Annotated in this window: 2 protein-coding genes; both read right to left on the reverse strand. The window is 76.7% G+C overall.

Annotation, left to right across the window (positions count from 1 at the left end; all coding sequences use genetic code 11):
• Position 1 precedes the first annotated feature (1 nt).
• The gene (locus RVR_RS34535) at positions 2-7609 is read right to left on the reverse strand and encodes a non-ribosomal peptide synthetase (RefSeq protein ID WP_202237859.1); all 7608 of its coding nucleotides are present in this window, start codon (positions 7607-7609) and stop codon (positions 2-4) included.
• Complete coding sequence (locus tag RVR_RS34540; protein ID WP_202239717.1) at positions 7606-22332, reverse strand: non-ribosomal peptide synthetase; 14727 nt, start codon at positions 22330-22332, stop codon at positions 7606-7608. The genes RVR_RS34535 and RVR_RS34540 overlap by 4 nt, the downstream gene beginning before the upstream one ends.
• Positions 22333-22483: the final 151 nt, after the last annotated feature.

Below are 22483 nucleotides of genomic sequence, written 5' to 3' on the forward strand. Positions count from 1 at the left end.
TCTACCGGCCGCCCACCGGGGGCAAGATCGTTCGCGGGGCGGGGAGGTAGCCCGACCGGTGGCCGTGTTCCAGGTAGCGCACCAGGACCTCGTCGGTCAGCGGCGGCAACTCGACCCCGAGCGCGGCCAGTGCGCGCGCGGTGCGGGTGGAGTCGAAGCTCCGCGGGTCCCCGGCCTCGTGCCGGGCGCGGTCCTCGTCCTCCCCGAGGAAGAGCTGGGCGGCGTTGTCGGCCTGGGCCGCGACCCGGGCCCGCCACTCGGCCAACGGCAGCCGCCGTACCCGGTGGCCGAGGCGGGTGGCCACCTCGAACACCCGGTCCAGCCGGGGCGCCCGGGGGTTGGTGAGGTGGTACGTCCCCTCGCCGACCGGTCCTGCCGCCACCGCGACGGCAGTGACCGCCGCGCTCACGTAGTCGACCGGTACCCAGTCCGTGGAGCCGTAGGGCAGGTCCGGCACCGACTCCGCCTGGAGACATCCCTTGATGAGCTGCCAGAGCAGGTCGCGGTCCTGGCAGGCGCCGGTCGCGGTGCTCCCACTGATCCGTCCGGGCCGGTGCACGGCCACCGGGAGCCCGCGGTCGCGGGCCGACGCCACCAACTGCTCGGCCACCCACTTCGTCTGCGCGTACCCGCCGTTCAGGGACTCCACGGGACCGGTCGGCGTCGACTCGGTGATCACGGAGGGGGCCGTGTCCGGCGCGGCCGGGAAGACGCTCGTGGTCGACACGTAGTGCAGCCCCGGCGACGCCGAGTCGGCGAGCAGGCGCAGCAACTCCTCGGTGCCGGCCACGTTGGGGGCGCGCAAATCGCGGTAGCCCGCCGCGAAGTTCACGCGCGCGCCGTTGTGGAGCACCGGGCCGAGGCGCGCCGCCAGGGCCGCCCGTTCGTCCCCGGGCAGGCCCAGCCCGGGGGCGGCCAGGTCGCCGGGCACGGCGTGGACCAGCCGGGCGTAGTGCGGACGCCACAGGCCGTACCGCTCCAGGTTGGCGCGGACCCTGCCGGCCGCCTGGTCCGCGCCGGCGGCCCGGACCAGGCAGTCGACCGGGCCGCCGGTGGCCTCCAGCAGGTCACGCAGCAGGAAGGCACCGAGGAAGCCCGACGCGCCGGTCAGCAGCGGTCGCGGGGACGGCCGCCGGCTGCGGGCGGGCGCGGGGACCGGCGCGGGGCGGGCGGCGGCGGTGATGTCCGCGGCCAGCCGCACCTCTGCGGTCGGGTCCCACGGCGCCGCCTCGGCGTCGGACGCGTTCGGGCCGGGCGCGTCGGCGCCCGCGGTCCCCGAGCCGTCCGCCTCGTCCAGCAGGCGGCCGACGCCCTCGACGGTGGGCGCGGCGAAGAGCTGACGCAGCGACAGCCGCCGCCCGCACCGCTCCTCGATCCGCTGGGCCAGCGTCACGGCGAGCAGGGAGTGGCCGCCCAGGGCGAAGAAGTCGTCGCCGAGGCCGACCTCGGCCACGCCGAGCGTCTGCGCGAAGGCGGCGGCCACCGCGCGTTCGCGTTCCGTGCGGGGCGCACGGCCGGCGACGGGCACACTCCGCCCGGGGGCGGGCAGCGCCTTCCGGTCGACCTTGCCGTTCGGTGTCAGGGGCAGGGTGTCCAGCCGTACGACGGCGGACGGGACCATGTGGCCGGGCAGGACGGTCGCCAGGTGCGCGCGCACGTCCGCCTCGTCCGGCGGGGCGCAGCCTTCCGCGGCCACGGTGTAGGCGACCAGCCGCCGGTCGCCGGGAGCGTCCTCGCGGACCACCGCACAGGCCGCGGCGATGCCGTCCAGTGCGGTGAGGGCGGCCTCCACCTCGCCCGGCTCGATGCGGAAACCGCGCAGCTTCACCTGGTCGTCGACGCGGCCGACGTAGACGAGGCCGTCCTGCCGGGTCCAGCGGACCAGGTCGCCGGTGCGGTACATCCGGGTGCCGGCCGGGCCGAACGGGTCCGGCACGAACCGGGTCGCGGTCAGCGCCGGGCGCCCCAGGTAGCCGCGGGCCACGCCGGCCCCGGCGACGTACAACTCGCCGGTCACGCCGTGCGGCGCGGGCGCGAGCCGGTGGTCCAGGACGTGCACCCGGGTGCCGTCGACCGGCAGGCCGATCGGCACCGTGCGGCCCGGGGCCCGGGGGCCGTCCGGCACGAGGGCACCGCTCATCGTGGCGCAGACCGTGGTCTCGGTGGGCCCGTAGGCGTTGACCAGCACCCGGTCCCGGGCCCAGGAGCGGGCCAGGGCCGGCGGGCACGCCTCGCCGGCGAGGACGACGGTGGTCGCGGCGGGCAGCGACCCGGCCGGCATCACCGCCAGCGCGGCGGGCGGCAGGGTCAGGTGGGTGACGCCGCGGGCGCGGACCAGCGCCGCGAGCGCGGAACCCGGCAGCAGCGCGTCCCGTTCGGCGACCTCCACGCACGCGCCGTTGAGCAGGCCCATGCACAGCTCCCAGAACGCGGCGTCGAAGCTCACCGAGGCGAACTGGAGCACCCGGCTGTCCGGGCGCACGCGCAACCGGTCGCGCTGTGTCGCCGCCATCGCGCCCACGCCCCGGTGGGTGACGACGACGCCCTTGGGCCGCCCGGTGGAGCCCGAGGTGTAGATGACGTACGCGGGGTGCTCCGGCCGCGGCGCCGTGCCGGGGCCGGGCGGGTCGACCGGTCCCGGCGCCGCCGCGAAGTCGGCGGCGTACAGGTGCGGCAGGTCGGTGCCGGGCAGCGCGCCGCGCACCTCGGCTGTGGTGAGCAGCAGCCGCGGGCGGGCGTCCTGGAGCATGTACGCCAGCCGGTCGGCCGGGTAGGCGGGGTCCAGCGGCAGGTACGCCGCCCCCGCCTTGAGCACGCCCATCAGCGCCACGACGAGCGTGTGGTCGCGGGGGAGGGCGACGGCCACCCGGTCCTCCGGCCCCACTCCGAGCGCGGCCAGCCGCCGCGCCAACGTGCCCGCGCGGGCGTCGAGTTCCCGGTAGGTGAGGGTGGTGCGGGCGTCACGGACCGCGGGTGCGTCCGGGGAACGCCGCACCCATCCGGCGAACAGCTCGGGCACGCTCCGCGCGGGGACCCGTTCGGCCGGACCGGTCCCGAGCACGGCGAGGCGGTCGCGCTCGGCCGGGGGCAGCGCCGTGTACGCGTGCAGCGGGCGGCCCGGGTCGGCGGTGACGTCGTCCAGCAGCAGGACCAGGCGCTCGGCGAGCGCACGGACGGTGGCCTCGTCGAACAACTCCGTGGCGTAGTCGACGACACCCCGCAGACCGGCCGGTTCCCCGGCCTCGTCGCGCGTCTCGGTGAGGGTGAAGGACAGGTCGAACTTGCTCACCGCGGGAGCGGCGGGCAGCCCGGTGACCTTCAGTCCCGGCAGGTCGAGCGGCGCGGCGGGGGAGTGGTTCTGAAGGACCAGCATGGTCTGGAACAGCGGGTGGTGGTTCTGCGACCGGGCCGGGTTGAGCAGCTCCACCAGGCGCTCGAAGGGGACGTCCTGGTGGGCGTACGCCGACAGGTCCGTGTCCTTGACCCGCTCCAGCAGTTCGCCGAAGGTGACGTCGCCGCTCAGATCGGTGCGCAGGACCAGGGTGTTGACGAAGAAGCCGACCAGGTCGGCCGCGGCTTCGTCGGTGCGCCCGGCGACCGCCGTGCCCAGCGGGACGTCGTCGCCCGCGCCGTGCCGCGACAGCAGCAGCGCCAGCGCGGCCTGCAGCACCATGAAGACGCTGCACCCGCCCTCCCGGGCCAGCCGCGCGATCGCGCGCGCGGTCGACGGCCCGACGGCGAAGGCGTGCGCGGCGCCGGAGTGCCGCGGCGCCGCCGGCCGGGGCCGGTCCCAGGGCAGTTCGACCAGGTGCGGGAGGTCGCGCAGCGCCTCCCGCCAGTAGGCGAGCTGACGGCTGACCAGGCTGTCCGGGTCGTCCTCGCCGCCGAGCAGGCGCCGCTGCCACAGCGTGTGGTCGGCGTAGTCCACGGGCAGTTCGGGCCACACCGGCGACGCACCGCGCACGCGCGCCCGGTAGGCGGCTGCGAGATCGGCGGCGAGCGGAGCCAGGGACGACCCGTCGGCCGCGATGTGGTGCACCACCAGCACGAGTACGTGGGCGTCGTGGCCCAGGCGCAGCAGGGTCGCCCGCAGGGGCAGCTCGTGCTCGATGTCGAGTGACGCGCCCGCGGCGGCCGCGATCCGCTCCCGCAGCAGGGACTCCTCGACGGCCTCCGCGGTGAGCGGCAGCCGCACCTCGTCCGGAGGGGTGACGTGCTGGCGCGGACCGTCGGCGCCGGCGGGGAAGGAGGTGCGCAACGCCGCGTGCCGCACCACCACGTCGTGCAGCGCCCGACGCAGCGCTCCGGTGTCCAGCGGGCCGTCCAGGCGTACCGCGAAGGGGATGTTGTAGGTGGCGGACGGACCGTCCATGCGGTGCAGGAACCACAACCGCCGCTGCGCGTAGGACAGGGGCAGCACCGGCGGGCGCTCCTGCCGCACGAGCGGGAGCCGCGGCGGTCGCGCCGCGGCCTGGAGAGCGGCGGCGAGCCCGGCGACGGTGGGGTGCTCGAACAGCGCGCGGATCTCGGTCTCGGTGCCCAGCCCGGTCCGGATCCGGCCGACCAGCCGGGTGGCGAGCAGGGAGTGGCCCCCGAGCGCGAAGAAATCGTCGTCGACGCCGACCCGCGGCACGCCCAGCACGTCGGCGAACAGGCCGCACAGGATCTCCTCGTGGGCGCCGCGTGGCGGCCGCCCGGACCCGGGGGCGGACCGCTCGGGCGCCGGGAGCGCCGCGCGGTCGAGTTTGCCGTTGGGCGTCAGCGGCAGCGCGTCCAGCGGCAGGACGCAGGACGGCACCATGTACGCGGGCAACCGCCGGCCCAGGTGCGCGGTCAGCGCGTCCGGGTCCGCGGACACGCCGGCGGCCGGCACGACGTAGGCGGTCAGCCGGGGGTCTCCCGGCCGGTCCTCGCGGACCATGACGCACGCCGCCCGCACCGACGGGTGGGCCCGCAGCACCGCCTCGACCTCGCCCGGCTCGATGCGGTGGCCGCGCAGCTTGACCTGCTGGTCGGCCCTGGCCACGTACGCCAGGTCGCCGTCCGCGGTCCAGCGGACCAGGTCGCCGGTGCGGTACATCCGCGCGCCCGCGGGCCCGAACGGGTCGGCCGCGAACCGCGTCGCGGTCAGCCCGGGCCGCCCCAGGTAGCCGCGGGCCACACCGGGACCCGCCAGGTACAACTCGCCCTCGGCGCCCTGGGGTACCGGGCGCAGCATCGCGTCGAGGACGTACGCCCGCGTGCCGTCCAGCGGGCGGCCGATGGGCGGCACGCCCTCCGTGTCGGCGGGGCGGACCCGGCGCAGTGTGGCGAACGTGGTCGTCTCGGTGGGGCCGTAGGCGTTGTGGAAGACGGTGCGCGGGTGGGCGGCGGCGAGGTGGCCGAGCACGCCGGGGGCCGCCGCCTCGCCGCCGCTGGCCACCAGGCGCAGCAGGCCGAACACGTCGGGGTCGGCCTCGGCGATCAGGTTGAGGAGCGCGGTCGTCACGAACGCCGCCGTCACGCCGTGCCGGGCCACCAGATCCCGGAGGACCGCCGGTTCCAGGGTGCCGGGTGGGGCGACGACGACGCGGCCGCCGTGCAGCAGGGGGGTCCAGATCTCGAAGGTGGAGGCGTCGAAGACGTAGGCGGAGTGCATCAGGACGGCGTCGGCGGCGCCGTTCCAGGCGGAGTCCGCGGCGAGGGCGGCGATGTCGGCGTGGGTGACCGCGACGGCCTTGGGCAGGCCGGTGGAGCCGGAGGTGAACATCACGTAGGCGAGCCGTGCGCCGCCCGCGGCGGGCGGCAGCGCGCCCGCAGTGGGCGGAGCCCCGGCGGTCACCCGGCCGGCGGCGTCGACCGTCACCACCGGGACACCGGCACCGAGCCCGCGTACCCAGGGATGCGCGCCGCGCGCTTCGTCCACGACCAGGGCCCGCACGCCCGCCGCCCGCGCGACGTGCTCCAGCCGGTCCTGCGGCCACTCCGGGTCGAGCGGCACGTAGGCCCCGCCGGCCCGCAGGGCCGCGAGGGAGGCGGTGACCGTGGCCGCCGACCGGCCCAGGAGCACCCCCACACCGTCCTCGGGCCGCAGCCCCCCGCCCGTGAGGGCGCCGGCCACCTCGTCGGCGGCACGGACGAGTTGGCGGTAGGTGAGCTCTTCTCCCGGGCCGGACACCGCCACCGCCCCGGGGTGTTCCCGGGCCCGCCGTGCGACGGCCTCGCCGATGTCCGCCGTGCACACGCCCGGCGGCAGCAGCGCGCCGCGCCCCCGGGCCAGCAGGGCGTCGCGCTCGGCGTCCAGGAGGAGGGGGAGGGCGACGACGGGTGCGTCGAGGTCGGCGGCCATCGCGGTGAGCAGGCGCTCCATCCGGGTGCGGGCGTCGGCGACGGCGCCGCCGTCCAGGACGGACGCCCGGTGGCCGAAGGTGACGCGCAGCCTGTCACCGGGGGCGATGGTGAGGGTGAGCGGGTAGTGCGCCGCGTCGGTGCCGTCGAAGCCGACCACGGCGAGACCGGGCAGGCCCTGCCGGGCGGACCTCAGGGCCTCGGCGTCCATCGGGTAGTTCTCGAAGACCGCGAGCGTGTCGAACAGCTCGTCGAGTCCGGTGGCCCCGCGGATGTCGGTGAGCCCCACGTGCTGGCTGCCGATCAGGCCGGCCTGCTCCTCCTGGAACCGGGTCAGCAACTGCGCCACGGTGTGGCCGGGGCGGATCCGCAGCCGTACCGGGAGGGTGTTGATGAACAGGCCCACCATCGACTCGACGCCCGGGACCTCCGGCGGGCGGCCCGAGACCGTGGTGCCGAACAGCACGTCGGAGCGCCCCGTCAGGTGACCGAGCAGCAGCCCCCAGGCGCCCTGCACCAGCGTGTTGAGAGTGAGTGAGTGGGCACGCGCGGAGCTCCGCAGCCTGGCCGTCGTCGCCTCGTCCAGCTCCAGGACGAGGGTGTCGGGCAACTCGCCCGCCCGGCCGGCCACCGGTGCGCGCCCGGCCAGGAGCGTCGGTGACCCGACGCCGTCCAGCGCGGACCGCCAGACGTCCAGAGCGGCGGCCCTGTCCTGCCCGGCCAGCCAGGCGAGGTAGGTGCGGAACGGGGTGACGCGCGGCAGCGCGGCGTCGTCGCCGTGGCGCGCGTACAGCTCGAACAGCTCGCGCACCAGCAGCGGCATCGACCAGCCGTCGAGCAGGATGTGATGGCTGGTCATGACCAGCCGCAGGTGGCGCGGGCCGGTGCGCACGAGCGTGAACCGCACCAGGGGCGGCGTGGCCAGGTCGAACCTGCGGGCCCGGTCCTCGGTGAGGAACGCGTCCAGCCGCGCCTGGACGGTGCCCGCGTCGTCCGCGGCGGTCAGGTCGCGCACCTCCAGCGGCACGGGCACCTCGGCGGCGATCGCCTGCACCGGCTCGTCGAGGTCCTCGTGCAGGAACCCGGCGCGCAGGTTGGCGTGCCGCCGCAGCAGCGCCGCGACGGCCGCGTGCAGCGCGCCGGGGTCGACCTCGCCCTCCAGGGTGAAGACGAACTGCGAGGTGTACACGTCCACCGCGCTCGCGTCGTACAGCGCGTGGAAGAGCATCCCCGCCTGAGTCGGCGTCAGGGGAAGCACGTCCTCCAGACGGAACCCGGTCACTTGCGTCCACCCCACTTGTTCTGCAGTCGGTCGAGTTGCCCCTGGTCGAGGGAGACCAGGGGCAGGTCGGACGGCGTCCAGCCGCCGGCCTCGGGACGGTCCGCCAGTTCGGCGACGGCCCGCAGGGCGCGGGTGTGGAGCGCGGACAACTCCTCCACGTCCTGCTCCGCGAGCAGGGCGCCGGCCCAGGTCCAGCGGGTCACCAGGCAGGGGCCGTCCGGCAGGTCCTCGGTGTGCGCGTTGACGTCGAGGACGTGGTGCGCGGGCATGCCCGGGTCCTGGCCGCGCGGGCCGCCGCCGTCGAGCACCGGCTGCCAGTCGGCCGCCGGACCGCCGCCGGCCGAGGGCGCGGAGTACCGCCCCAGGTAGTTGAAGCCGATCTGCGGCTGCCGGAAGGCGGCGAGCCGGACCCGGGCCGCGGGGTCGAGGTGGCGCAGCACGCCGTAGCCCAGGCCGTGGTCCGGAATCGCCCTCAGCTGCTCCTTGACGCGCTTGAGGGCGCGCTCGGCCAGTGCCGCGCCGAAGGGCCGCGGGCCGTGCGGATCGACCGGTCCGGGGTGCAGCCGCACCGGATACAGGCTGGTGAACCAGCCGACCGTCCGGGACAGGTCGACGTCGTCGGTGAGGGGTTCACGGCCGTGGCTCTCCAGGTGCAGCAGCACGCCCGCGCCGTCCCGGGCGGAGACCTCCCCCCTGCCGGCCCGCCAGGCGGTCACGGCCAGGGCGAGGGCCGTCAGCAGCACGTCGTCCACTCCGGCGTGGAAGGCGGCCGGCACGCGGGTGAGCAGCGGCTCGGTCCACGTGGCGGGCAGCCGCCCGGTCAGCGTGCGGGAGCGCTCCGCGGTGTCCAGGCCGGGATCGAGGGGCCGGTGCCCGAGCTGCGGGTCGGGCGCGTCCAGGACGCCCTCCCACAGCGGGAGTTCGGCCAGGCGCCGCGGGCTTCCGGCCTGCGCGCGCAGCAGCCGCGCCCACTGCGGGTAGGAGGTGCCGGTGGGGACGAGGTGCGCGTCCCCACCGGAGCCGTCGTCCTCCTCCTGGCGCCACGCGGCGGCCAGGTCCTCGGCGATCACCCGCCAGGAGACCGCGTCGACGGCCAGGTGGTGCACCACCAGGAGCAACCGCCCCTGGGTACGTGGCCCGGTGTCGCACCACACCGCCCGCAGCACGTCGCCGCGTTCGGGCCGCAGCAGGGCACGCGCCCGCTCGCCCTCCTCGGTGACCGCGGCCCGCAGCCCGGCCTCGTCCAGGCCGGCGGCGTCCACGCGGACCAGCCGGTCCCGGGCCGTCACCGCGCCGGGCGGCAGCACGTCGAGGACCGGCGTGTCCCCGGCGCCGCGGTCCAGCCGCAGCCGCAGGGTGTCGTGGTGGTCGACCAGCCGCTGGAGGCACGCGGCGAGCGTGTCCCGCGTCGCTCCCGCGGGGGTGCGCAGCACCGCCGACTGGTTGTACCCGTCCGTGGGGCCGGGCCGCTCCAGGAACCAGGCCGCGATGGGTGTCGGCGGCATCGGGCCGGTGCTCGGCGCGGACGGCACGGCGGTGCGTTCCGTCGCGGTGGCCACGGCCGCGATCGCCCCCGGGGTGCGGTGCACGAACACGTCGCGCGGGCCGATCCGCAGCCCCGCCTCGCGGACCCGGCTGACGAGCTGGATGGACATGATGCTGTCGCCGCCCAGCGCGAAGAAGTCGTCGTCGGCGTGCACGTCGGTGCGGCCCAGGACGGACCCGAAGGCCGCGCACAGGGCGCGTTCCCGCGCGGTGCGCGGCGCCGCCCCCGGCCGGGCGGCGGGCCGCGGCGGTGCCGGCAGCGCCCGCCGGTCGGTCTTGCCGTTGGGCAGCAGCGGCAGCGCGTCGAGCGGCACGAACACCGACGGCACCATGTACGGCGGCAGTGCGGACGACAGGTGGGCGCGCAGCGCGGTGTCGGGCGGCGGGTCGGCGGGCTGCCCGGCGACCGTGTAGGCCACCAGGCGGCGTTCACCCGGCCGGTCCTCGCGGACCACCACGCAGGCGGCGGAGACGCCCTCCAGCGCGGCGAGCGCCGCCTCGATCTCGCCGGGCTCGATGCGCAGGCCGTTCAGCTTGACCTGGTCGTCCGCCCGGGAGACGTAGCTCAGCAGCCCGTCGGCGGTCCGCCGGACGAGGTCGCCGGTGCGGTACATCCGCGCGCCGGGCGGCCCGTACGGGTCGGCCACGAAGTGGGCCGCGGTCAGCGCGGGGCGGTGCAGGTAGCCGCGGGCCAGACCGTCGCCCGCCAGGTACAGCTCGCCGGTCACACCGGGGGGCACGGGGCGCAGGCGCGCGTCGAGCACGTAGGCACGGGTGTTGTCGACGGGCCGCCCCAGTGGTACGCCCCGCTCGCCGCCGTCCCCGGTGGGCCCGTCCCCGGTCGGCCCGTCTTCGGGAGACCCGGCCGCGGACAGGTCCCGCGTGGACAGGTCCCGCGCGGGCGGGAGCCCCGACGCGCACCGGTACGCGGTGGCGTCGACGGTCGCCTCGGTCGGCCCGTACAGGTTGTGCACCCGGGCCCGCCAGGCCCGGGTGACCCGCGCGGCCAGCCGCACCGTCAGCGGCTCGCCGCCGCACAGCACGGCGCGCAGCGCGGGGGGCGGCGCCTCGGCGGCGGTCTCGGCCAGGACGAGCGACAGGTGCGAGGGCACGAACTGGGCGATCGTCACCCCCGCGGTCCGCATCCGGGCCAGCAGCCCGGCCGGGTCGTGGTTGAGGGCCGGGGGCACCGGGCAGGTGGAGCCGCCGTGCAGCAGCGGCAGCCACGTCTCCCACACCGAGGCGTCGAAGCTCGGCGAGGTCCGGGCGAGCACCCGGTCGTCGTCGGTCAGCGCGAGGTGGCCGGCCATCCACGCCATGTGGTTGGTGAGCGAGGCGTGGGTGACGGCGACCCCCTTCGGGCGGCCGGTGGAGCCGGAGGTGTAGATGACGTACGCCAGGTCCCGCGGATCGGACGGGACCCGCGGGGCGGCGGCGCCGGTGGACCAGCCGGCCCGGTCGGCGAGGTCCAGCACCGGCACCGCCGAACCCGCCGGGACGTCCGGTGGCGCACCTCGCGTGACCAGCACCGCGGGCCGGGCGTCGTCGAGCATGTGCGCGATCCGTGCCCGCGGGTACTCCGGGTCGACCGGCAGCGCCGCCGCGCCCGCCTTGGCCACCGCGAGCATGGCGACCACCTGGTCGGCGGTGCCGGGCGCGGCCAGCGCGACGAGGTCGCCGCGGCCCACACCCCGGCCGTGCAGATGGTGTGCCAAGTCGTCGGACTCGGCGTCGAGTGCGGCGAAGGTGAGGGTGCGGGCACCGTCCCGCACGGCCACCGCGGCGGGGGTCCGCGCGCACTGCGCGCGGAAGGCCGCCGGCACGGTGCGCTCCGGCACCGGCCGCCGTGCGCCGCGCGCGGCGCCGCCGAGCGCGGCCTCGTCCGCGGGGTCCAGCACCGGCACGGCGTGCACCCGTCGCTGCGGATCGGCCGCGAGCACCGCGAGCAGCCGGGTCAGCCGGGCGGCCAGGGCGCGCGCCGTGCTCTCCTCGAACAGTTCGGTGGAGAACTCCAGCACGCCGTGCAGCCCGTCCGGTTCGCCCGCCGTGTCCCGGGACTCGGTGAAGGTGAACGTCAGGTCGAACTTGCTGATGCCGGTGTGCACCGGCTGCTCGGAGACCGTGAGGCCGGGCAGGTCCACCGCCGCCGCCTCCTGGTTCTGGAGCGCCAGCATGACCTGGAACAGCGGGTGCCGGTTCTGCGCCCGGTCCGGGCTCAGGGAGTCCACCACCCGCTCGAACGGCAGGTCCTGGTGCGCGTACGCGGCCAGGTCGAACTCCCGCACCCGGTCCAGGACGTCGGCGAAGGTCGGGTCGCCGGTCAGATCGGTGCGCAGCACCAGGGTGTTGACGAAGAAGCCGACCAGGTCGTCCAGCGCCTCGTCGGTGCGCCCGGCCACCGGCGTGCCCAGCGGGATGTCCTCACCGGCCCCGTGCCGGGACAGCAGCACCGCCAGGGCCGCCTGGAGGACCATGAACAGACTGCACCCGCGGGCCCTCGCCAGAGCGGCCAGCGACCGGTGGGCGGCGGCGTCCACGGCGAAGCCGAAGGCTTCACCGCGGTAGCCGGTGACGACCGGGCGCGGCCGGTCGTACGGCAGGTCGAGTTCCTGCGGGACACGTGCCAGCGCCGAGCGCCAGAAGGCGAGTTGGCGCGCGGCGAGGCCGGCCGGGTCCCGCTCGTCGCCGAGCAGGTCGCGCTGCCAGAGGGTGTAGTCGGCGTACTGCACGGGCAGTTCGGTCCAGCCCGGTTCCTCCCCGCCGGTGCGGGCCCGGTACGCCGTGCCCATGTCGCGTACCAGCGGCGCGAAGGACCAGCCGTCGCCCGCGATGTGGTGCAGGACCAGCACCAGGACGTGGGAGTGCGGCGACAGCCGCAACAGGGCCGCCCGCAAAGGGGGTTCGGCGCTCACGTCGAAGCAGTGCGCGACCTCCGCCTCCAGCGCCGCGTCGAGCCGGTCCGGCCGGACGTCGCGCGGCGCGAGGCCGGGTGCGGCCAGGTCGGGGTCGAGCACCTCCTGGCGCGGCACGCCGCCGGTGTCGGGGAACACGGTGCGCAGGCTCTCGTGCCGCGCCACGACGTCCGCGAGCGCGCTCCGGAGCGCCGGCGCGTCCAGCGGTCCGTCCAGGCGCAGCACGAGCGGCACGTTGTACGTGGCGCCCGGCCCCTCCAGCCGGCCGAGGAACCACAGGCGCCGCTGCGCCGCGGACAGGGGCAGCGGGTCCGGCCGGTCCGCGGCCCGGCCCAGCGGGGCCCGCGCCTGCTCGGCGGTGTCGAGCGCGGCCGCGAGCCGTGCCGGCGTGGGGTGCTCGAAGACCGTTCTGACCTGGACCTCCACCCCGAGCAGGGTGCGCAGGCCGGCCGCGAGCCGGGTGGCGAGCAGCGAGTGCCCGCCCAGCGCGAAGAAGTCGTCGTCAGGGCCTGCCGCCCGGACGCCGAGGAGTCCGGCGAACAGGCCGCACACGATCTCCTCGCGGGCGGTGCGGGCGGTCCGCCCGGCCGCCGGGGCGTGCGCGCGCGGTGCCGGCAGCGCCCGCCGGTCCACCTTGCCGTTGGGCGTCAGCGGCAGCGCGGGGAGCAGCACGAACTCCGTCGGCTTCATGTAGGCCGGCAGCGACCGGCCCACCACACGGGCCAGGTCCGCGGGCGCGGGCCGCGCCCCGGCCGCGGGCACCACGTAGGCCACCAGTCGCGGGTCGCCGGGGACGTCCTCGCGCACCGTGGCGAACGCGTCCGCGACGCCTTCGCTCGCGGCCAGCACGCTCTCGACCTCACCGAGTTCGATGCGGTGCCCGCGCAGCTTGACCTGGCCGTCGGCGCGGCCCACGTACGCGACCTGGCCGTCCGGCGTCCAGCGGACCAGGTCGCCGGTCCGGTACATCCGCGCGCCGGCGGGGCCGAACGGGTCGGCCACGAAACGTGTCGCGGTCAGCCCCGGGCGGCCGGTGTAGCCGCGCGCCACGCCGTGCCCGGCGAGGTACAACTCGCCCACGACGCCCGGCGGGACCGGGCCGAGCCGCTCGTCCAGCACGCGCAGCCGCATGCCGTCCAGGGGGCGCCCGATCGGCGGCGGACCCGAGGGCAGGTCCGCCGCCACCGGAAGGCGGGTGGCGAAGGTGGTGGTCTCGGTGGGGCCGTACACGTGCAGGACCCGTAGTCCCGGCACCGTGCCCGCGATCCGCTGCATGGCGTCCGGGGACGCGAGTTCCCCGCCGGCGCACAGCAGGCGCAGCCCGCTGAAGACGCCCGGGTCGGTCTCCGCGAGGACGTTGAACAGGGCGGTGGTGAGGAAGACTGCGGTCACCCCGTGCTCGCCCAGGACGTCGCCGAGCACGCTGGGCTCCAGGGCGCCGGGCGGGGCGACGACGACGCGGCCGCCGTGCAGCAGGGGGGTCCAGATCTCGAAGGTGGAGGCGTCGAAGACGTAGGCGGAGTGCATCAGGACGGCGTCGGCGGTGTCGTCCCAGGCGGAGTCCGCGGCGAGGGCGGCGACGTCGGCGTGGGTCACCGCGACCGCCTTGGGCAGGCCGGTGGAGCCGGAGGTGAACATCACGTAGGCCAGGGCCGCGGGGGAGGGGACCGCGGGCGGTGCGGCGGGAGCGGCCGCCTGGGGGCGCCCGCCGGCGGTGCGCAGCACCCTGCCGGCCGCGTCCACCACCACGACCGGCGTCCGGCGGGCGGCCGCGGTCGCCCAGGGCGAGGCCGCGGCGCTCTCGTCGACCACGAGCACGCGCACGTCGGCGATCCCGGCGACCTGGTCGAGCCGGTCCGACGGCCAGCGCGCGTCCATCGGCACGTAGGCGCCACCGGCCCGGACCACGGCGAGGGACGCCGAGACCACCGCGGGCGAGCGCTCCAGCAGCACGCCGACACGCGTCTCGGAACCCGTGCCCGACGCCCGCACCGCGGCGGCGAGTTCGGCGGAGACACGGTCGAGTTCGGCGTAGGTGAGGCTGCCGGCGCCGGCCGGCGCGACGCCGTCGGCCGCCGCGACCGCCACGGCGTCGGGCGTGCGGCGCACCTGGGCCGCGAAGAGCGCGGGCAGGGTCGTGTCCGCGGCGCCGGCCGGCAGGGCGCGTCCTTCGCTCCAGCCGCGCACCCGCTCCCGTTCCGCGGGGGCGAGCAGGTCGTAGGCGGCCAGCCCGCGGTCGGGGTCGGCCGCGACCTGCTCCAGCAGCCGCAGCAGGCGCTCGGCGAGCGCGCGCACGGTGCCGCGGTCGAACAGGGCCGTGGCGTACTCGATGCCCGCGGACAGGCCGCCCTCGCCGCCGGGGCCCCAGGCCGACCGGCCGTCCCCGCCCTCCTCGGTGAAGGCGAAGGTGAGGTCGAACTTGGTCAGACCGTTGTGGACGAGCCGGTCCTCGACGGCCAGCCCCGGCAGGTCGGGGCGGGAGACCTCCTGGTTCTGCAGCACGACCATGGTCTGGAAGAGCGGGTGGTGGTCGCGGGCCCTGACCGGGTTGAGCACCTCCACCAGCCGCTCGAACGGCACGTCCTGGTGCGCGTACGCTGCCAGGTCGAAGTCCTTGACACGGCGAAGCAGTTGACGGAACGTCGGGCGGCCGGACAGGTCGGAGCGCAGCACGAGGGTGTTGACGAAGAAGCCGACCAGGTCCTCCAGCGCCTCGTCGGTGCGCCCGGCGACGGGGGAGCCGAGCGGGATGTCCTCGCCCGCGCCGTGACGGTGCAGCAGGGTCGCCACCGCCGCCTGGAGGACCATGAAGAGCGTGGCCCCCGATTCGCGTGCCAGGCGGGCGAGTCCGGTGTGCAGGGCGGCGGGGACCTCGAAGTCGTGCACCGCTCCCCGCGGGTCGGCGACCGCGGGACGCGGCCGGTCCAACGGCAGGTCGAGCAGTTCGGGCAGGCCGGCCAGGGCGGTACGCCAGTGGCGGAGCTGCTCACGCAGCACGGGTGTCCCGACGTCGCCGGCGCCCCCGTTCGCGCCCGCGCGCGGATCCGGGCGCCCCTGCCCGCCGGCGCCCCCGTTCGCGCCCGCGTTCCCGTTCCCGTGCCCGTTTCCGTGCGTGTTCCCGTCCCTGTCGGCGTCGCCGAGCAGGGCGTATTGCCACAGGGTGTAGTCGGCGTACTGGAGGACCGGGACGTCCGGTCGCCGCGGCGGCCGGCCCGCCAGGCGCGCCCGGTAGGCGTCGCCGAGTTGCCGGGCGAGCGGAGCCAGCGACCAGCCGTCCCCGGCGATGTGGTGCAGGACCAGCACCAGGACGTGGTGCTCGGGCGCGGACCGCAGCAGACGCGCCCGCAGCGGCAGGTCGGTGCGGACGTCGAACGGCTCGCGCACGGTCGCCAGGACGAGGTCCTCCAGCGCTCCCGGTGCGACGCTCTCAGCCGCAGGTGCCGGCGTGGCCGCCTCGGCGGGCAGGACGCACTGGTACGGCACGCCGTCCCGCTCCGGGAACACGGTGCGCAGCGCCTCGTGGCGGGCCACGACGTCGCCGAGGGCGGAGCGCAGCGCGCCCGCGTCCAGGCTGCCGCGCAGTTCGAGCACGAGCGGGATGTTGTAGGCCGGGCTCGGGCCGTCCAGCCGGCCCAGGAACCACAGGCGCCGCTGGGCGAAGGACAGCGGCAGCGGGTCGGGCCGCCGTTCGGCGACCGTCACCGCGGGCCGGGCCCGGCCGGGGGCGTCGAGGGCGCGCGCCAGGCCGGCGACCGTCGGGTGCTCGAAGAGGGTGCGCACGGCGACCTCGGCGCCCAGCACCGCGCGCACCCGGCTGATCAACCGCATCGCCAGCAGGGAGTGGCCGCCGAGGTCGAAGAAGTCGTCGTGCGGCCCGATCGACGGGCGGTGCAGCACCTCGGCGAAGAGCCCCGCGAGCAGGTCCTCCTGCGGGGTGCCGGGACGCGTACGACTCGTCCCGGCGCCGGTGTCCCGGGGCGGCTCGGGCAGGGCGCGCCGGTCCACCTTGCCGTTGGGCAGCAGCGGGAGGGCGTCCAGCAGCACGACGGCGGCGGGCACCATGAAGTGCGGCAGCACCTCGGCGACGGCCTCGCGCAGCGCCCCGGCCCGGACGCCCGTCCCCGTGGCGACGGCGTAGCCGACCAGGCGGCGCTGCCCGGGCCGGTCCTCGCGGATCACCGCGCGGGCGGCCGCGACACCGGGGTGGGCCAGCAGCGCCGCCTCCACCTCGCCGAGTTCGATGCGGAAGCCGCGGAGCTTGACCTGGTCGTCGGCGCGCGCGACGTACTCCAGCAGCCCGTCGGTGTTCCAGCGGGCCAGGTCGCCGGTGCGGTACATCCGTGCGCCGGCCGGGCCGTACGGGTCGGCGACGAAGCGGGCGGCGGTGAGCGCGGGACGGTTGAGGTAGCCGTGGGCGAGGTTGGGGCCGGCCAGGTACAGCTCGCCGACGGCGCCGGACGGCGCCGGGCGCAGCCGGCCGTCGAGGACGTAGGCGCGCGTGGAGTCCACCGGCCGGCCGATCGGCACGCGGTCCGTGCCGCGGGGGCCGCCGGGACCGGCCCGGTGGGCCGTCGCGTCGATCGTCGCCTCGGTGGGGCCGTACAGGTTGTGCGCCTCGGCCCCCCACACCTCGGTGACGGCGTCGGCGAGCGCGCGCGGCATCGCCTCGCCCCCGCACAGCACGGCCCGCAGCGCGGGCAGCGGCCCGCCCCGTGCCGCCTCCGGCAGGACGATCGCCAGGTGCGAGGGCACGAACTGCGCGACCGTCACCTCGAACCGGCGCATCCAGGACACGAGATGCTCGGGCTCGTGGTTGGCGCCCTCCGGCAGCACGCACACCTCGGCGCCGTTCATCAGCGGCAGCCACACCTCCCACACGGAGGCGTCGAAGCCGGCGGAGGTGCGGGCCAGCACCCGGTCGGCCGCGGTCAGGCGCAGGTGGCGGGCCATCCACGCCATGTGGTTCGCCATGGCCCGGTGCGGCACCACCACGCCCTTGGAGCGGCCGGTGGAGCCCGAGGTGTGGATGACGTAGGCCGGGTCCTCCGCGTGCGGCGGCGCGGGCAGCGGCGCGGCCGGGTCCGCGGGGCGTGCGGCGGCGTCGTCGATCGCCAGCCACGGCAGGTCTCCCGCGGGCAGGCGGGGACGCAGCGCCGCGGTGGTCAGGAGCAGCGAGGGCCGGGCGTCGTCGAGCATGTGCCGGACCCGGGCCGCGGGATAGACGGGATCGATCGGCAGGTAGGCGGCGCCGGCCCGCAGCACGGCCAGCATCGCCATTACCGTCCGCGCCGACGGCGGCGCCGCGAGCGCCACCACGTCCCGGCGCCGCACCCCGCGTTCGCGCAGGAGGCGTGCCCACGCGTCCGCGCGGGCGTCGAGTTCGGCGTACGTCAGGTGCGAGCGGATGTCGCGCACGGCGGGCGCGTGCGGGGTGCGGGCGGCCTGCTCCCGCACCGTTTCGGGCGCGGTGCGGGTGGGGAGCGGCCGGTCCCGGCCGCGCCCCTGCGCGAGCAGGCGGGCGCGTTCGCCGGGGGCGAGGGGGTCGAGCCGGCCGACGGCGCGGTCCGGGTCGGCCACGGCCTGCGCCAGGAGACGGGTGAACCGGTCGCACAGGGCGCGCGCGGTGGCCTCGTCGAACAGGTCGGTGGCGTACTCCAGGTAGCCGGTGAGACCGGCGGCGGCCGTGTCGTCGGCGGCTGCGGGACCGGTGTCGGCGGCTGCGCCACCGGCCGGTGCGGTCCGGTCGGGCCGCGTGCGGCCCGCGTCCGTCCGGGCGGCCTCCCCGTCGCCGGAACCTGCCTCGGTCAGGGAGAACGTCAGGTCGAACTTGCTGACCCCGGGATGACGGGTCCGGTCGCGCACGGCCACGCCGGGCAGGTCGAGGGCCGCCCGCTGCTGGTTCTGCAGCACCAGCATGGTCTGGAACAGCGGGTGGTGTCCGCCGGACCGGTCCGGGTTGAGCTCCTCCACCAGCCGTTCGAACGGCACGTCGCCGTGGCTGAACGCCGCGAGGTCGAACTCCGCCACGCGGCGCAGCAGTTCGCGGAAGGTCGGGTCACCGGACAGGTCGGTGCGCAGGACGACGGTGTTGACAAAGAAGCCGACGAGGTCGTCCAGCGTCTCGTCGGTGCGTCCGGCCACCGCCGTACCCAGCGGGATGTCCTCTCCCGCGCCGTGGGCGTGCAGGGTCGCCGCGAGGGCGGCGTGCAGCACCATGAAGGGGGTGCAGCCCGAGGCGCGGGCCAGCCGGACGAGCGCGGCGTGCACCGGAGCGGGGACCGAGAACGGGTGCGCGCCGCCGCGGTGGCTCGGCACCGCCGGCCGGGAACGGTCCGCCGGCAGGTCCAGCACGTCCGGGGCGCCGCGCAGCGCCTCCCGCCAGAAGGCGAGCTGACGGCCGGCCAGGCTGTCCTCGGCCTCGCCGAGCAGGTCGCGCTGCCAGAGGGTGTAGTCCGCGTACTGTACGGGCAGCGCGGGCCAGTCGGGCGCACCGCCCCCGGTCCGGGCGCGGTAGGCCGCGCCGAGGTCCCGGCACAGCGGCGCCAGCGACCAGCCGTCGGCGACGACATGGTGCAGGACGAGCACCAGCAGCCCGCGGCCGGGGGCCGTGCGCAGCAGGTGGGCGCGGACGGCGGGGTGCTCGCCCGCCAGGTCGAACGGGGCCGAGGTCAGCAGGCGCACCCGCTCGTCGGCCCAGGCGCCGGCACACCGCGCGTCCGCCCCGGCCGGAGGCTCCTCCACGGCCAGGCGCGTCGCCCGTGCCGCCCGCTCCGGGTCCAGGACCACCTGGTGCGGGACGCCGTCCCGCTCGGCGAAGACGGTGCGCAGGCTCTCGTGCCGCGCGAGCACGTCGGCCAGCGCCTCCCCGAGGGCGGCGGCGTCCAGCGGCCCGTCCCACGCCAGCACGAGGGGGACGTTGTAGGCGTCGTCGCCGGAGTCCTCGGCGCGGTGGAGGAACCACAGCCGCTGCTGCGCGAAGGACAGCGGCAGCACCTGCGGCCGCGGCCGCGGGGCCAGCGCGGGGCGGGCGCCCGCAGCGGTGTCCAGGGCGGCGGCGAGCGCGGCCACCGAGGGGTGGTCGAAGACGGTGCGCAGGTCCACCTCGGTGCCGAGCGCGGTCCTGACCCGGCCGATGAGCCGGGTGGCGAGCAGCGAATGGCCGCCGAGCGCGAAGAAGTCGTCGTCGGCGCCCACGGCGGCGACCCCCAGCACGTCCGCGAACAGCCCGGCCAGCACCTCCTCCCGGGCGCCGCGCGGGGCGCGTCCGGTCGGCGTGGCACCGCGGGGGGCGGGCAGCGCGCGGCGGTCGACCTTGCCGTTGGCGTTCAGCGGCAGCGCGTCCAGGACGACGTACGCCGAGGGCAGCATGTACGCGGGCAGCGCGTGACCCAGCCGCCGTGCCGTGGCGGCCTCCCGCGGCGCGGCGGCGCCGCGGGCCGGCACGACGTACGCGACGAGGCGGCGGTCGCCGGGGACGTCCTCGCGGACCACGGCGCACGCGGCGCCGATCCCCGGGTCGGCGAGCAGTGCCCGCTCGATCTCGGCGGGCTCGATGCGGAAGCCGCGGAGCTTGACCTGGTCGTCGGCGCGCGCGACGTACTCCAGCAGCCCGTCGGTGTTCCAGCGGGCCAGGTCGCCGGTGCGGTACATCCGTGCGCCGGCCGGGCCGTACGGGTCGGCGACGAAGCGGGCGGCGGTGAGCGCGGAGCGGCCGAGGTAACCGCGGGCGACGCCGGCGCCGGACACGTACAGCTCGCCGGCCAGGCCGGGCGGCATCGGGCGCAGGTCGGTGTCCAGGACGTACAGCGCCGTCCCGTCCAGCGGGCCGCCGATGGGGGGCACGCCGGCGGCGGTGGCGTCCACGGGATGGCGGGTGGCGAAGGTGGTGGTCTCGGTGGGGCCGTACACGTGCAGGACCCGGGTGTCCGGTACGGCCGCCGCGACCCGCTGCATCAGGTCCCGGGAGGCGGCCTCGCCGCCGGCGCCCACCACGCGCAGCCCGGCGAACGCGGCCGGGTCCGCCTCGGCGACCACGTTGAACAGCGCGGTCGTCAGGAACACCGCGGTGACCCGGTGGCGGGCGACCGCCTCGCGCAGGTCGCGGGCCTCCAACATCCGGCCGGCCGCGACGACGACCCGGCCGCCGCGCAGCAGCGGCGCCCAGATCTCGAAGGTCGTCGCGTCGAACACGTAGGCGGAGTGCAGCAGGACCGCGTCGGCGGCGCCCCCGCCCCACGCGGAGTCGGCCGCCAGGGCCAGGACGTCGGCGTGGGTCACGCCGACCCCCTTGGGCAGGCCGGTGGAGCCCGAGGTGAACATGACGTAGGCCAGCCGGTCGCCGCGCGAGACGCCCGGCACCCGGCCGGGCCGTGGCGGCGCGCCGCGCACCACGGTCCCCCGGGCATCGACGACGATCACCGGCAGCGCGGTGGCCGCGCGCACCCAGGGGGCCCCGGCCGTCGTCTCGTCGACGACCAGGGCGCGGAGCCGGGCGACGTCCGCGACGGCGTGCAGCCGATCGTCGGGCCAGGCGGCGTCCAGCGGCACGTAGGCGGCGCCGGAGAGCACCGCGCCGATCGTGGCGGTCACCAGGGCGGTCGTGCGGCCGACCAGGACGCCGACACCGTCCTCGGCGGCCACCCCCCACCCGCTGAGCGCGGCGGCCAGGTCGTCGGCGGCATGCTCCAGTTCGCGGTAGGACACGGTGCTCCCGCCGTCCTGCACCGCCGGTGCGTCCGGGCTGCGCCGGCACTGCGCGCGGAACGCCTCGGGCACGCTCGCGGCGAGCGGCGGCAGGTCGGCGCCGCGCCCTCGCGCGAGCGGCCGCGCGGCGCCGGGGCCGGCGTCCCACGGGACGGCGCGCAGCGGGGTGTCGTCATCGGCTGAAGCCAGCGCGGTGACGAAGGAGACGACGGCCTGCTGCTGGAGCCGGACGTCGTCCGGGTGGTACAGCTCGGGGGAGGCGTCGAGGCCGATCAGCGGCCCCCTCCCCTCCGATCGCTCGGACACGAAGAGCGAGACGTCGTCCACCGGTCCGATCGACAGCACCCGCGACGAGGCCGGACTGCCCGCGAAGTCGAGGTCGTAGTCGTAGCCCATGACGTTGACGACGATGTCGGTGAGCCGCGCCGGGCCGCCGGCGGTGCGCAGTTCGCGGGCGAGCTGCTCGCGGGAGAACCGGCGGTGCCGCAGCGCTCCGCGCATCTCGGCGGCGGTGGCCCGTATCAGGCCACCGAGGGTCGGGTGCGCGGCGAGGTCCAGGCGTACCGGCAGGATGTTGGCGGTCATCCCGACGGCGTGCCGCATCCCGCCGTGGCGGCCGGTGGAGGCGATGCCCACGGTCACGTCCCGGCGTCCGGTGGCGCGTCCGACGTAGGCGGCCGCAGCGCTCACCAGCACGACGCTCCAGTCGGTGCGGGCGGCGGCCGCCAGGCGTCTGAGACGTTCGAGGACCTCGGGCGGTAACGTTTCTCCGTCGTGCAGCCGGACCTCCGGCGCGCTGGAACCGCTGTCCGCCGCGGACGCGGACGCGGACGCGGAGCGGCGCCGGAGCAGGGGCCGGTCGTCGGAGTCCGCGCCCCGCCCGTCGGCCAGGTCGGCGAACCTGCCGGTCCAGTAGGCGCGGTCGGCCGCGTAGCGGTCGGAGGCCAGGTAGGCGCGTTCGTCGGCCACCAGTTCGCGGACGGAGGCGGCCGGCGGACCGGGCACGTCGAGATCCTCTCCGCGGACGGCCCGACCGTACGCCTCGGCGACGGCGCGGGCGACGGTGGCGCCGCTCAGGCCGTCGATGGCGACGTGGTGGTACCGGGTGTACCAGTAGTGCAGCCGCGGGCCGAGCCGGAGCAGCGCGAAGTGGTGCCGCGGCGCGGAGAGTTCGTCCACGGTCGCCATGTCGGCGGCCATGTACCGCTCGGCCTTCGCCGCGGCGTCCGCGGGGTCCGTGCCGTCTGACAGGTCGACGAACCGGAGCCGGTCCGCCGCGGCGGGGGAGGGGCGGTCCACGCACTGGCGGACACCGCCCTCCCGCTCCTCGAAACGGAGACGGAGGCTGTCGTACCGGGCGACCACGTGCGCGACGGCACGTGCGAGAAGGGAGACGTCCAGGTCGCCGCGAATCACCAGGCATTCCGCGATGTTGTACTTAGGACTGTCAGGATCGACCCGCTGCCCGTACCACACACCCTGTTGGGCCAGGGTGAGTTCGAAGAACTCCGGCGGGAACTCGGAAGGCAGTGAATTCGTGGGGACGGAACGCTCCTCGAGCATGGCGGAGGCACCTCTTCGCGACATGGTGAACGGGTTCGATGAGAGCGGCACGGCTCGATCAGGTCATGCCGGCGCGTGGATATCGGGTGGACGCCGACCGGCGAATAGCGGGCGGAAACCGCCCGGCCGGGAAGGAGAAGACGGAGAATGC

It is taken from the genome of Streptomyces sp. SN-593, from assembly GCF_016756395.1.
Classification (GTDB): domain Bacteria; phylum Actinomycetota; class Actinomycetes; order Streptomycetales; family Streptomycetaceae; genus Actinacidiphila; species Actinacidiphila reveromycinica.

What these genes read in the sequence shown, in the direction of transcription:
- RVR_RS34540 (WP_202239717.1), bottom strand. Translation starts at nt 22,332, where the DNA reads ATGCTCGAGGAGCGTTCCGTCCCCACGAATTCACTGCCTTCCGAGTTC.